The sequence below is a fragment of the Pseudarthrobacter sp. 10T415 genome, from assembly GCF_056394175.1.
Map to the genome: position 1 here is coordinate 109,364 of NZ_JBFTHJ010000005.1, position 12,660 is coordinate 122,023.

Below are 12,660 nucleotides of genomic sequence, written 5' to 3' on the forward strand. Positions count from 1 at the left end.
GGTGGGGCTACCTTTGCGGAAGCCGCGCGGCCAGCTCAGCCGCAGCATCCTGCAGGAGCAATACATGCGCCTTCAGCTCGTCCAGGGTCATGCGGAAGACCGGAGCCGCCGTCGCCAGCGACGCAAAGGCGTGCCCCTGGCTGTTGAGCAGCGGGACCGCGACGGCACGCATGCCGATCTCGTTTTCCTCGTCCATCACGGCGTAGCCCTGGCGGCGCACCTGCTCGATCTCGCGGCGGAAGTCATCGCGGTCTGTGATGGACTTTTCCGTCAGCGGCTCGAGCGGCAGCTCGGCGAGGAGGTTTTCGCGCTCGGCGTCCTCAGCAAAGGCCACCAGCGCCTTGCCGACGGCGGTGGCGGACAGCGAGCCCAGGTGGCCGGGGTCGCTGGTCACCCGGAACATCTGCGGGCCGTCCACCTTGTTGACCGTCAGGTGGTGATGGCCGTCGCGGACGCTGAGGATGGTGGCCTCGCCGGTCTGCTCCGTGACCCGGCGAAGGACCGGCAGGGCGGCTCCGGCGAAACCATGATGATTGGACACGCGCTGGCCCAGCTGGAAGATCCGCAGGCCCAGGTGGTAGCGCCTGCCATCCGGCTCATAGTCCACGAAACCGTCGCGGGCGAGCGAGCCGAGGAGCCTGTAGGTGGTACTGAAGGGCAGCTCCGCGCGCCGCGAAATCTCCGCTGCGCTGGCACCGCGCGGCTCTTCGCCCAGGAGCACCAACAGGCCAAGGGCCTTGCCCACCATGTCGGTCCGTTCGGCGCCCTTCCGGTCGGCACCCTTGGCCGCATCCGGGGAATCACCCTGCACGTCAGGAATGGCAGGGCCACCCCCTCCCGTCGGATCATCCTGGACACCATCGGCCATTGTGGCTTGATTCACACTCATACGTCGATGTTGCCACAATGTGAGAGCTATTTCTAGATGGTGATTATTTTCTTGACAAGTGACAGCCCTCACAGCCATCATTGCTGTATCGCACAAGTAGCTCTCACCATGTGGCTACTCGCTCGGGTCTTGAGAGGACTCCAGCCGCATCGCGCCCCGCCCGCACCCAGGCCGCGGCGGCTGCGACTCCTGAACCATCCGCGACAATGTCGTCACACAAAGGAACTCCATGAGCCAGACACTTCCTTCCGCCGGAGCGGGCACCGCCACGCATACCGGCACCCCCAAGAAAGCCGCACTCGCCAGCTTCCTGGGCAGCGCCGTCGAATACTACGACTTCTTCATCTTCGGCTCGGCGGCCGCACTGATCTTCCCCACGGTCTTCTTCCCCAGCGCTGACGCCAACGCGGCCATCATGTCCTTCGCCACCTTCGGCTTCGCGTACATTGCGCGGCCGGTGGGCGCCGTCATCCTGGGCCACTTCGGCGACAGGGTGGGCCGGCAGAAAGTCCTGATGTTCACCCTCGTCCTGATGGGCGCGTCCACGTTCCTCATCGGCTGCCTGCCGGACTTCAACACCGTGGGGTGGTGGGCTCCCGCACTGCTGGTGCTGGCCCGCCTCTGCCAGGGACTCTCCGCCGCCGGTGAGCAGGCCGGCGCATCCTCCATGACCCTGGAGCACGCCCCGGACAACCGCCGGTCCTTCTTCACGTCCTGGACCCTGACCGGTACCCAGGGCGGCCAAATCCTCGCAGCGCTGGTGTTCATCCCCGTCCTCGCCCTGCCGGACGAGATCAAGTACGGCATCGGCTGGCGCATCCCGTTCTGGCTCAGCGCAGTGGTGGTTGTGGTGGCGTTCTTCATCCGGCGCACCCTGCACGAGCCGCCCGCCTTCGCGGAAGCCCAGAAGTCCGCCCAGATCTCCAAGCTTCCCGTCGCCGACCTCCTCAAGGGCCACTGGCGCGATGTGCTCCGCGTGATCTGCTGTGCCTTCATCGCCGCCGTGTCCACCGTGTTCGGTACCCTCGCCATCAGCTACGCCAAGACCGTGGCCGGCGTGGACGGCACCACCACACTGTGGCTCGTAGTGGGCGCCAACCTGGTAGCCCTGGGCACCCAGCCACTCTTCGGCATGCTGGCAGACAAGATCGGCCGCAAGCCCGTCTACATCTACGGCGCCCTGGCCAGTGCGGTGCTCACCCCGCTGTTCCTGCTGAGCCTGGAATCCGGCAGCGTCCCGCTGATGTTCCTGGCCGCGATCGGCATGTTCTCCTGCGGTTACGCCGCCGCCAACGCCGTATGGCCGTCCTTCTACGCCGAAATGTTCAGCACCAGGGTCCGCTTCTCCGGCCTGGCCATCGGCACGCAGCTGGGCTTCCTGATGGCAGGGTTCGCTCCGGCCATCGTGGCCGCGATGGGTGGCATCAAGCCGGGCGGCTGGGTGCAGATCAGCATCTTCACCGCCGTCATCTGCGTCATCGCTGCTGTCTCGGCCATGACGGCCAAGGAATCCTACAAGACCCCCACCAAGCAGCTCGGCCTCAAGTAGGCGCCCGGCGCGTACACTCTTTCCCGGTTACCCACCGAACAAAGCCCGCCACCTCCCGCTAAGCCCGGAGGTGGCGGGCTTTTCCACGCTGTGGGCAGCGGCGGGGTGCCGGTAACTGGGCAGGAGCGCACGACGGCGGCCCGGCCGCGGGTGCCCTGCGGCAGCGGGGCCGGGCTCTGCAGAATCAAGGCTTGCCGGTCTCCAGCACGGAAGCCAGGTCAAAGTTCACCGGCTCCTCCAGCTGCGCGTACGTGCAGGACTCCGGATCCCGGTCCGGCCGCCAGCGGTTGAACTGGGCGGTGTGGCGGAACCTCTCGCCTTCCATGTGGTCGTAGCGGACCTCCACCACCAGGTCGGGCCGGAGCGGCACGAAGGACAGGTCCTTCCCGGCGCTCCAGCGGCTGCCCTCGGCGTTGCGGGGCGTCCGCTCCCCGTCCTCCTGCTTCGCCCAGGCCCATGGGTGGTTGTCGAAGTCGGTCACCAGCGGCTGCAGCTCCTGGAAAAGCTCCTGCCGGCGCTTCATCGGGAAGGCGCCGATCACGCCCACGCTCGCCAGGCCGCCGTCGTCCTTGTACAGGCCCAGGAGCAGCGAGCCGATGACGTCCGGGCCGCTCTTGTGCAGCCGGTACCCGGCCACCACGCAGTCGGCGGTGCGTTCATGCTTGACCTTGAACATCGTCCGCTTGTCCGGCTGGTACGTTCCGTCCAGGCGTTTGGCCACCAAGCCGTCCAACCCTGCCCCTTCGAACTGCTCGAACCACTGGCTTGCCGTGTCCTTGTCCGTGGTGGCAGCGGTGAGGTGGACCGGAGCCTTGCTGGCCGCGAGCGCCTTTTCCAGGGCGGCCCGGCGTTCGGCGAAGGGCCTGCCGGTGTAGTCGTCACCGTCCAGGGCCAGGAGGTCGAAGGCCACGAAGGAGGCGGGCGTCTGCTCGGACAGGAGCTTCACCCGGCTGGCGGCGGGGTGGATGCGCTGCTGCAGGGTGTCGAAGTCCAGCCGGTCACCGGAGGCACCCACCAGGATGATTTCGCCGTCAACCACGCAGCGCTCCGGGAGGTTTTCCTTGAGTGCGGCCACGAGCTCGGGGAAGTAGCGGGTCATCGGTTTTTCGTTGCGGCTGCCGATCTCCAGCTCGTCTCCGTCGCGGAAGATGATGGACCGGAAGCCGTCCCATTTGGGTTCGTAGCTAAGGTCCCCGCCTTTCGGAATGCCGTCGATGCCGCTGACGGCCTTGGCAAGCATGGGCGGGACGGGCGGCATCACGGGAAGTTCCATGTGCCCATTCTTGCCCGGCAGGTGGCGGGGGCGGTACCCCCGGGACGCCCGGCGCGGCGCGGCCTTCGCCGGATTCAGCAGGCTCAGGCGGCCAGGAGCCAGACGATCAGGACCAGGACCGGGGCAGCCGCCGCCGTCGAAATGAGGATGGTCTCCCGCGCCACCGCCATGCCCCGGCCGTATCTGCTGGCGAAGAGGAACACGTTCTGTGCCGGCGGGAGCGCGGCCATGAGCACCACGCCCAGGAGCATGTGCGGTTCGAGGTTGAAGAGAAAGCGGCCCACGACGTAGGCCACCGCGGGCATCACTGCGGACTTCAGTGCGGTGGCGGTAAGGATTTCGGCTGTGTGGCCGCCGCTCCGGAGCATCCGCGTGCCGCGCAGCGACATCCCGAAGGCCAGCAGCACCACCGGCACCGCCGCACCGCCCAGCAGCGTCAGCGGCGCCATGACCGGTTCGGGCAGCTTCACGTGGAAGGCGGCCAGGACGGCTCCGAGGAGGGTGGCGATGATCATCGGGTTCCGGAAGGGCTGCGTCAGCATCAGCCGCGGCGAGAAGCGGCCTGCGGCGGAGAGGTCCAGGACGGTCAGGACCAGGGGTGCCAGCAGGAGCAGCTGGACCAGCAGCACCGGGGCCACCGGCGTGGCGTCACCCAGGGCGTACAGGGTGATGGGAATGCCGATGTTGTTGGCGTTGACGTAGGAACTGGCCATGGCACCCACGGCCGTGTCAGCCATGGGGCGGCGGAACCAGATACGGCTGGCGGCGACGTACAAGAGGGCGGTGATGGTGGCGGTGAGGAGGGCCAGCGGGACGTAGGCGGAGAACACCACGGAGATGTCGGATTTCAGCACCACGGTAAAGAGGAGCACCGGGTTGGTGATGAAGAAGGCGATCTTCGTCAGCGCGGAGACGGTGTGTTCGTCACCCAGTCCGCACCGCGCGGCCAGATAGCCCACCGCAATTACGGCGCCGATTACGGCCAGCCCCACCAGCACGCCGCCCATAGGGGTACTTCCTTTCCCGTCCGCGTTCCCGCACTGCGCAGGCCCAGCGGTATTACAAGTACCAAACTTATCGGTCAAGTACTGGTCCCCGTGCATCGCAAGCCCCTGTCCTCGACACAGAGCGGCCCATAAGGGTAGACGTTAACGATGGTTACGGTGCGTCCAGCGGAAGAGGGGGACCTGCCCGGCATCCTCGAGACCGACCGGCAAAACGGCCGGCTTCCTTCGGGGACCGCGGCCCTGGCCGCTGCGCTGGCAGACCCGGACCGGCTCGTGGTGGTCGCGGAATCCGCGGGAGAGGTGGTCGGGTGGGGCAAGACCCACTACTGGGACTATCGGGACGGCCCCGCACCCGCCGGCCACTACCTTGGCGGCGTGACGGTCCGGCCGTCACAGCGCCGCCGCGGCGTGGGTGCCGCCCTCACGGCGGCCCGGCTCCAGTGGATCTGGGACCGCACCCCGGATGCCTGGTACGTGGTCAATGCCGGAAACACTGCCTCGATCGGCATGCACAGCTCCTGGGGCTTCGTCGAAGTGGCCCGCGCTGCGCGGTTTCACACCACCACGTTCGACGGCGGCACGGGACTTCTCCTGCGCGCGCACCGGCCCGGGCGGGGACTCGCGCAGGAACCGGCCTCCCGTCGTCGTGCTTTGTGAAAAAATCAACCATGCGCGCCATGCAACACTCCAGCAAACTCCAGAACGTCCGGTACGAACTCCGCGGACCCATCCTCCAGGCAGCCAAGAACATGGAGGCCGAGGGGCACCGGATCCTGAAGATGAACCTGGGCGACACCGCGCCGTTCGGCCTGGAGACTCCCGAGTCCGTGGTGGTGGACATGATCCACCACCTGCGGGGCGCCCAGGGGTACAGCGATTCGAAGGGCATCTTCTCCGCACGGACAGCGATCTCGCAGTACTACCAGACCCGCGGCCTCATGAACATCGGCGTGGAGGACATCTTCATCGGCAACGGCGTCAGCGAGCTGATTTCCATGTGCCTGCAGGCGTTCATGGAGAACGGCGACGAGATCCTGGTGCCCGCACCGGACTACCCGCTCTGGACCGCCGCCGTGACACTGACCGGCGGCACCCCGGTCCACTACCTCTGCGACGAAGCCGACAACTGGTGGCCCAACATGGCCGACGTCGAAGCCAGGATCACCAGCCGCACCAAGGGCATCGTGATCATCAACCCGAACAACCCCACCGGCGCCGTCTACCCGCGCCGCATCCTGGAGCAGTTCGCCGACCTCGCCCGCAAGCACAACCTGGTGCTGTTCTCCGATGAGATTTACGAAAAGGTCCTCTACGGGGACGCCGTGCACATCCACACCGCGGCCGTGGCCGAGGACGTGTGCTGCCTGACGTTCAGTGGACTCTCCAAGGCCTACCGGATGCCCGGCTACCGGGCCGGCTGGGTGGCGGTCACCGGACCCCTCGCAGCAACCGCCGCCTACCGGGAAGGCCTGGAACTGCTCGCGTCCCTGCGGCTGTGCCCCAATGTCCCAGCCCAGCACGCCATCCAGACCTGCCTGGGCGGCTACCAAAGCATCGAAGCCCTGGTGCGGCCGGGTGGCCGGCTCCGTGAACAGCGCGACCTCGCCTATAAGCTGCTGACCGCCATCCCGGGCATCACCTGTGTCCCCGCGGCGGGGGCCATGTACCTGTTCCCGCGACTGGACCCGGAGCTGTACCCGATCGCCAGCGACGAGCAGTTCGTCATCGACCTGCTCAGGGACCAGAAGATCCTGGTGTCCCACGGCACGGCCTTCAACTGGCCCACGCCGGACCACTTCCGGTTCGTGATCCTCCCGTCCGTCCTGGACATCGAGGAAGCGGTCCGCCGGATTTCGACGTTCCTGGCGAGCTACCGCAACCGCGAAGCGGCGTAAAAACCCGGGGTCAGGAACGGCCCTTGGCCCCTGCGGCCTTGACCAGCCGTTCCGCCTCAGCCACGATAAGCCCCTGAACCGGCGGCGGGACGGCCGCCCCGCGCCGGCCGCTGCCCTCTTCCTCCCGGATGCCCACGGCCAAGGCGCTCATCAGGTCGGCATCCTCGGTGGTTGCCAGGTCACTGCCGATGAGCTGGACCAGCACCTTCAGGCCTGCGAGCCGGCGGTGCGGGTCACGGCCATCCAGGGCGGCATCAATAGCCCACTGCGCCCGCTTCCACCACTGGTCCCGCCTGTCCGCGCGGTCCCGCTGCCGGTAGGTCAGGTAGGCAACGAGGACGACGCCGAAGGTCGCCAGGGGCGCCAGCGACGCCGCCCCGAGCACCACAGCCCAGATCCCCTGCAGAATCTCCATGGCACCACCATAGGCGCGGCCCGGACATTTACAGGTCCGGCGCCAAGAACTAACCGGCAGCTAACCGCGGGGAAACGGGCACGCAACATTCGCAGCCCACACTGGTGAATGCAGGCAAGAGCCGGCACCAGCTCCAGCCAGGAGGCCCCGATGTTGAAGAAGGCGACCACGCATGTAACCAGAGTCCGCACTTTGGATCAGCTCCACCGCGGCGACGAAATCGAAGCCCGGCTGTCCGTGGGGCCCTCCTACGACGATGTGGTGATCCGCCGCGGCAGCGTCCAGGAAACAGCGCCAGGAATCGGCGTCGTCTGGATCATGGACCGGATCACGGGCCTCCGCAAAGCCGTCAATACGGACGAATGCACGGTCTGGCGCGTCGCCTGACCCGTTTCTTGACGCACGACGGCGGCACACCAGTGGCGCGGCATCGGGCGCAGTCAGTAAGGACTGCCCGAAGCCGCGGCAGGAACCGTCAGCCGCCGGCCACCGACTGGATCACCAGCACCTCCTGGCCCGGGGACACCTCGGTATCCAGCCCCTGCAGGCGCCGTACCTCGTCACCGTCCACGTAGACGTTCACGAAGCGGCGCAGCGCACCCGTTTCGTCCCGGAGCCGCCGGGCGAGCACAGCGAACCCGGCAGTGACCGAATCGAGGAGCTGCCCCACTGTTACCGGCCCGTCGGCGGGCGCAGTCAGTACGGACTGCCCGCCGGCCAGGGGCTGGAGGACGCTGGGTAGAACCACTGTAATGTCAGGCACCGGCCACCACTGCCGCCCGGACACACAGGACGTCCGGAAGGTGCGCGATTACCTCTGCGAACGTCTCCCCCTCGTCCGCGCTTGCGTACACCGTCCCGCCGCGGGTGCCGAAGTACACTCCGGCCGGCTCGGCGGTATCCACCGACGCGGCGTCGCGCAGCACACTGTTGTATTCCTTGCCGGGCAGGCCGTTGCTGAGCCGCTTCCACGAGTTTCCGGCATCGTCAGTCCGGTGGACCGCAAGGTCCCCATCCGGAGGGATGCGTTCGCCGTCGGCTTTGAGCGGGACCACCCAGGCCGTTCCTTCCCGGCGCGGGTGCGTCAGCATGACGAACCCGAAGTCCGCGGGCAGGCCGTCGGCGATCGACGTCCAGGTGTCCGCATTGTCGTCCGTGCGGTACACGCCGTGATGGTTCTGGGCATACAGGCGGCCTTCCACGGCGGAATCCGCCGCGATCTTGTGGACGCACTGGCCAAACTCGGGGTTGGGATCCGGCATGAAGTACGCCGAGATCCCCTTGTTGCGGGGCTCCCAGGAGGTGCCGCCGTCGAGCGATCGGTAAACGCCGCCGGTGCTCATGGCGATGTGGACCGTGTCCCCGGCGGGATCGACCACGATGGAGTGTGCCGCCGCGCCGCCGTAGCCGGCGCCCCAGTCGCTGCGGTGCGGGTGGTCCCAGAGGCCGCGGTTCAGTTCGAAGTGTTCACCGCCGTCAGTGGATTTCCACACGGAGATGGGTTCCGCGCCGGCCCACACCACGCCCGGCCGGGATTCCGCGTCCGGGTAGATCTGCCAGACGCGCTCCACGGCGGCTCCGGTGTCCTCAGGGAATTTGATGGCACCCTGTTCGGGTTCGGACCAGGTTGCGCCCAGGTCATCCGAGTGGGCTACGGTGGGGCCCCAGTGTTCACTGCGCACTCCCACCATGATCCGGGTGCGGCCGCCCCTGGTGTCGATCCCCACGCTGGGAATCTCCGCCATCAGGAAGTGGGGGCCGGTGAAGGACCATTCGCGCCTGTCCTGGCTGGTGGCCAGCCACAGGCCTTTCTTGGTCCCGATCGCTAAGACAAAGTTCTCTGCGGTTGCCATGCCCACCATGCAACCACCGCCGTGTGCAGGCTGCAACGGTTTTGGCGCACGGGAAAAATGAGCGGTGGTCCGGACGGGACGCTAGTCGACGAACTCGGACTGGGTTTCGATGAAGTCCCAGTCGGCGGCCGTCAGCACGGCAGCGGGGTTGTCCGGGTGCGGTCCGCCGGCTTCGGCGATGCCCTGGAGCACCGGCAGCGGCAGCTCACCTGTCCGAAGGTTCTCGCGGAGCCATTCCTTGCTGTCCAGGTCAAGGTCCAGCCACCACATGAAAATTTCCATGCCAGATCCACCCGCCTTTCTTTGAAATCAACGTTAGGCGCGGGCGAATTCCGGGACAAGGCTCAGCCCTCCCCCACAGGTAGTTGCGGGCAAAGATCGGGTACCGGCAAGTAACCTGGCCGCCGGCGGGTCCGGAAAAGACGAGTACACCCTACTGAGGAACTCCCCGGGCGCCGCCCCTAGCCTGAAACCTCAAGCAAGCTGACCGTGCTGCTGGGGCATACGGGCGCCACCGCTGGCCTTCCCCCGCCATGGTCCGTTTCACGCCAAAAATTGGGGAGAGAACAATGAAACGCACCATTGGAACACTCGGCGCCGTGGGCCTGGCGGCACTCGTCGTCGCCGCCCCCGCAGTGGCTGACCGCGGCTGGAGCGATGACGACAAGGTCATCATCTGCCACGCGGGCTCAGGCTCGAACGCCAACCACTACACCGTGAACTCGGTTGCGGTCCCGTCACTGAACGGGCATGGCAAACACGGCAACGACATCATTCCGCCCAACGACGGCCTAAAGTACGGGCAGAACTGGGACGCTGCCGGGCAGGCGATCTACAACAACGGCTGTGTTGCGGCGCCTCCCGTCGACAATCCGCCGGTCGATAACCCGCCCGTGGATAACCCTCCGGTGGACAATCCCCCGGTCGACAACCCGCCCGTCGACAATCCTCCTGTGGATAATCCCCCGGTCGACAACCCACCGGTTGTCAATCCACCCGTGAACAACCCGCCGGCCGTCGTCCCCCCGGCAGTGACGCCCGTGGTCCCGCCCGCCGCAGCACCGGCAGTGGCGCCTCCGGCAGCGGTGACCCCGGTGGTGCCCGCCCAGCCCGCAGCCACCCAGGTGCAGCAGGCAACGGGAGCGGTGGCCGCTGCACCCGTCAGCATGGGAACCAACCAGGGCTACAACGCCCAGACCGCCGTCGGCGGCAACCCGGCCTCACCCGCCTGGCTGGGCGGCATCGGCGCACTGGTTGCCGCCGGAGCTGCCGTGGCCATCCGCCGGCGGTCGGCTTCCTCACCTACGGCCCGCTGACGCCGTCGTCAACGCCGCAGCGCCGCGGCCCCTGACAAGGAAGGCGTTCCGCCAGTGCCCGGCGGGACGCCTTCCTTCCCATCACCAGCGATCCACCGGAGGAGTGCCATGGCCGAGGAGAACAGCCGCCGGGCCGCGCGGCCACGGCGGCCGTGTTGGCGCCTGAACCGCACCGACCTGGCGATCCTCCTGTGCGGCGTCACGGCAGCCATGGGCATCACGTTCGGCGGCCCTCTCCTGCAGCAGGGCCCGCCTCCCGCCGTCGTCAACGCCGTGGCGGCCGCACCGGCCACCGCCGAACCCGTCCCATCCGCCACTCCCGCGCCCATATCGGCTGCCGCGTCCAGCACTACGACGCCGGCACTTGGCTTGCCTGCCACAGCGACACCGGTGCAGGCGGCACCGGAGCCTGCACTTCCGGAAGCGGCGGCACCGGTCCGCATCAGCTACCCGTCCGCCGATCTCGACGTGCCGGTCCACCCGCTGGAACCTGATTCAGCCGCAGCTGCCAGCCAGACCATCGTTCCGCCGGAGACCAAGGACGCCTACTGGCTCACCCCCTACGGAACACCCGGCAACAACTCCGCCAACACCACGTACGTCATCGGCCACAGCTGGGACGGCGCGGACGCCCCCTTCAACCACCTGAGTTCAGCCGCCCGCGTGGGCGACTCATTCACCGTGGAGACCGGCACTGGAGCAATCTCCTACCGGGTGGACACCGTGACCACCTACGTGAAGGCCAGCCTCAAGGACAGTCCCATCTGGGACATCGTTCCCAACAGGCTGGTCCTCATCAGCTGCTACACGCAGGATCCGTGGGGGAAGAACGTGGTGGTGACCGCCTCCCCCGCAGTCCCCTGACAAGGGCCGGCGGGACCTGTTCACCTGCCGCATCCCGGGCGGACAATGGGCTATGACATCGGAACGGTTCAGCGGTACCGCCCCGCTACTGGTGGGCATCATGCCGAAGCAGCACCCGGAAGTCCTCCACACCGCTGCCAGCCTGGCCGCCCGGCTGGGCCAGCCATTGGTCTGCGCGTATGTGGACGAGGCCAGCTACCTGGTGGAATGGGACCCCGCACGCTCCGCCCACCGGCTTTCCCTCCATCCTGACGCCGATGACGGGGACATCCGCGCCCTGACCACCGGACTGAAGGCGGACATCATGGCGGCGATGGAAAAGGTGCCTGCCGGCAGCGGAGCGGTGGCATGGACGCTGCGCACGCTCGCCGGGGATCCCGCCCGGGCGTTGGCCCGGCTGGCCGCCGAAACCAACGCACCCATGATCGTGGTGGGCACCTCGGAACGTGGATTCTCACACCGGCTTTCGGAGGCGCTCAACGGATCGGTGGGCGCCTGGCTCAGCCACCACCAGAGCCTGCCGGTCCTGGTGGTTCCGTACAGGATGCCGGCGCACGAGGACAGCTGAAGCACCGGCCGGGCCAGCTCGCCAATGGCTGCGGAATAGGGCCTGGAACGGCGTCAAAGCGGGCCTCCAACAGGGCCGGATAAAATAAAGCGAAAGTAGTTATTCCGGGTGGTGGCGGAGTTGCCTACCAGACAGTAAGCTGAATCAAGCAGGCCGGTTCCGCGGAGAGTGGATGCCGGGTTTGCCCAAGAGCTGCTCCGGAGTGCGTATCCCCCAATAACGCACTCCGGAGCTTTTTTGTGCCCTGACCGCATTGGGCACGGATACCCCTGGGGGGTACTTGTACCGATACCCCGATGGGGTATACATTGAATCCATGGACGCCACCGAACAGGCAGAAGCCGCGCCACCCTCGGAATTAGCGCAGGAGCAGGAGCAGCACGCACCGGAGCACGGGTACACGGCCAACAAGGACGCCTACCTGCGCCGCCTCAAACGCATTGAAGGCCAGGTCCGGGGCATTGCACGGATGGTGGACGAGGACAAATACTGCATCGACATCCTCACCCAGGTTTCCGCCGTCACCAAGGCGCTGCACGCCGTCAGCCTGGGGTTGGTGGAAGAGCACATCGGCCACTGCGTAGTGGGCGCCGCTGCTGAGCCGGACCCGGAAGCACGCGCCGAAGCCATCGATGCCAAGGTCAAGGAAGCTGCTGAAGCCATCGGCCGCCTGCTCCGCTGACAGCCAGTCGAATTTTTCACGCCAGACCCACCACCCATGCCGGCCACCCGCCGGACGCTACGAAGGAGCAGCCATGAGCACCACCTCCCCCACCACCACGAAAGTCAGCGTCTCCGGCATGACCTGCGGCCACTGCATTTCCGCCGTCAGTGAGGAGCTCGAAGCCCTCAGCGGCGTCGAAGCCGTGGACGTTGACCTCAACGCCGGCGGCATTTCCACCGTCACCATCACCTCCACGGGCAAACTGTCACCCTCCGAAATCGGTGAAGCCGTGGCCGAGGCCGGCTACCTGGTCGTCGCCAACGAAGCGTAGGGACCCCCGCGCACCGCACCAACCCTGAGAGGACGG

Annotated in this window: 16 protein-coding genes; 9 read left to right on the top strand and 7 right to left on the bottom strand. The window is 67.1% G+C overall.

The window, feature by feature from the left end; all coding sequences use genetic code 11:
• Window positions 1-7 precede the first annotated feature (7 nt).
• Window positions 8-889 (bottom strand): IclR family transcriptional regulator, encoded by an 882-nt coding sequence (locus AC1DBN_RS09395; protein WP_477723063.1) that lies wholly within the window; start codon window positions 887-889, stop codon window positions 8-10.
• Window positions 890-1,118: 229 nt separating this feature from the next.
• On the opposite strand from AC1DBN_RS09395, the gene AC1DBN_RS09400 reads away from it, so the two are divergent.
• On the top strand, window positions 1,119-2,438 hold the full coding sequence (locus tag AC1DBN_RS09400; protein WP_314212755.1) for an MFS transporter: 1,320 nt from the start codon (window positions 1,119-1,121) through the stop codon (window positions 2,436-2,438).
• A 184-nt stretch (window positions 2,439-2,622) separates the two neighbouring features.
• Here AC1DBN_RS09400 and AC1DBN_RS09405 read toward each other — a convergent pair whose 3' ends face one another.
• Together AC1DBN_RS09405 and AC1DBN_RS09410 are read right to left on the bottom strand one after the other, a co-directional pair.
• Window positions 2,623-3,711 carry an ATP-dependent DNA ligase gene (locus AC1DBN_RS09405; protein WP_477723064.1) on the bottom strand — a complete coding sequence of 363 codons (1,089 nt, stop codon included), beginning with the start codon at window positions 3,709-3,711 and terminating at the stop codon, window positions 2,623-2,625.
• 83 nt (window positions 3,712-3,794) lie between these two features.
• On the bottom strand, window positions 3,795-4,718 hold the full coding sequence (locus tag AC1DBN_RS09410) for an AEC family transporter (protein ID WP_091716841.1): 924 nt from the start codon (window positions 4,716-4,718) through the stop codon (window positions 3,795-3,797).
• 147 nt (window positions 4,719-4,865) lie between these two features.
• Here AC1DBN_RS09410 and AC1DBN_RS09415 point away from each other — a divergent pair, with 147 nt between their 5' ends.
• Entirely contained in the window at window positions 4,866-5,375 is a 510-nt protein-coding gene (locus AC1DBN_RS09415) for an N-acetyltransferase family protein (RefSeq protein ID WP_477723065.1), read from the top strand.
• Between the two features lie 11 nt (window positions 5,376-5,386).
• The gene (locus AC1DBN_RS09420) at window positions 5,387-6,613 is read left to right on the top strand and encodes a pyridoxal phosphate-dependent aminotransferase (protein ID WP_091723724.1); all 1,227 of its coding nucleotides are present in this window, start codon (window positions 5,387-5,389) and stop codon (window positions 6,611-6,613) included.
• A 10-nt stretch (window positions 6,614-6,623) separates the two neighbouring features.
• Here AC1DBN_RS09420 and AC1DBN_RS09425 read toward each other — a convergent pair whose 3' ends face one another.
• Window positions 6,624-7,028 (bottom strand): hypothetical protein, encoded by a 405-nt coding sequence (locus AC1DBN_RS09425; RefSeq protein WP_477723066.1) that lies wholly within the window; start codon window positions 7,026-7,028, stop codon window positions 6,624-6,626.
• A 150-nt stretch (window positions 7,029-7,178) separates the two neighbouring features.
• Here AC1DBN_RS09425 and AC1DBN_RS09430 point away from each other — a divergent pair, with 150 nt between their 5' ends.
• Window positions 7,179-7,415: a hypothetical protein gene (locus AC1DBN_RS09430; protein ID WP_314212740.1), complete on the top strand. Its 237-nt coding sequence runs from the start codon at window positions 7,179-7,181 to the stop codon at window positions 7,413-7,415.
• A gap of 88 nt (window positions 7,416-7,503) precedes the next feature.
• Here AC1DBN_RS09430 and AC1DBN_RS09435 read toward each other — a convergent pair whose 3' ends face one another.
• The 3 genes from AC1DBN_RS09435 to AC1DBN_RS09445 form a co-directional block, all read right to left on the bottom strand.
• On the bottom strand, window positions 7,504-7,791 hold the full coding sequence (locus AC1DBN_RS09435; protein ID WP_015939011.1) for a MoaD/ThiS family protein: 288 nt from the start codon (window positions 7,789-7,791) through the stop codon (window positions 7,504-7,506).
• Window positions 7,784-8,890 (bottom strand): WD40/YVTN/BNR-like repeat-containing protein, encoded by a 1,107-nt coding sequence (locus AC1DBN_RS09440; protein WP_091716846.1) that lies wholly within the window; start codon window positions 8,888-8,890, stop codon window positions 7,784-7,786. The genes AC1DBN_RS09435 and AC1DBN_RS09440 overlap by 8 nt, the downstream gene beginning before the upstream one ends.
• 72 nt (window positions 8,891-8,962) lie before the next feature.
• Window positions 8,963-9,163, bottom strand: a complete 201-nt coding sequence (locus AC1DBN_RS09445; RefSeq protein ID WP_056080394.1) for a hypothetical protein — start codon at window positions 9,161-9,163, stop codon at window positions 8,963-8,965.
• A 287-nt stretch (window positions 9,164-9,450) separates the two neighbouring features.
• Between AC1DBN_RS09445 and AC1DBN_RS09450 the strand changes: the two genes are divergently transcribed.
• The 5 genes from AC1DBN_RS09450 (at window position 9,451) to AC1DBN_RS09470 (ending at window position 12,624) form a co-directional block, all read left to right on the top strand.
• On the top strand, window positions 9,451-10,197 hold the full coding sequence (locus tag AC1DBN_RS09450; RefSeq protein ID WP_157693405.1) for a hypothetical protein: 747 nt from the start codon (window positions 9,451-9,453) through the stop codon (window positions 10,195-10,197).
• A 108-nt stretch (window positions 10,198-10,305) separates the two neighbouring features.
• Entirely contained in the window at window positions 10,306-11,061 is a 756-nt protein-coding gene (locus tag AC1DBN_RS09455; RefSeq protein ID WP_091716848.1) for a class F sortase, read from the top strand.
• A 52-nt stretch (window positions 11,062-11,113) separates the two neighbouring features.
• Entirely contained in the window at window positions 11,114-11,629 is a 516-nt protein-coding gene (locus AC1DBN_RS09460) for a universal stress protein (RefSeq protein ID WP_091716850.1), read from the top strand.
• A 316-nt stretch (window positions 11,630-11,945) separates the two neighbouring features.
• Complete coding sequence (locus tag AC1DBN_RS09465) at window positions 11,946-12,311, top strand: metal-sensitive transcriptional regulator (protein WP_091716851.1); 366 nt, start codon at window positions 11,946-11,948, stop codon at window positions 12,309-12,311.
• A 73-nt stretch (window positions 12,312-12,384) separates the two neighbouring features.
• Entirely contained in the window at window positions 12,385-12,624 is a 240-nt protein-coding gene (locus tag AC1DBN_RS09470; protein ID WP_091716853.1) for a heavy-metal-associated domain-containing protein, read from the top strand.
• Window positions 12,625-12,660 lie beyond the last annotated feature (36 nt).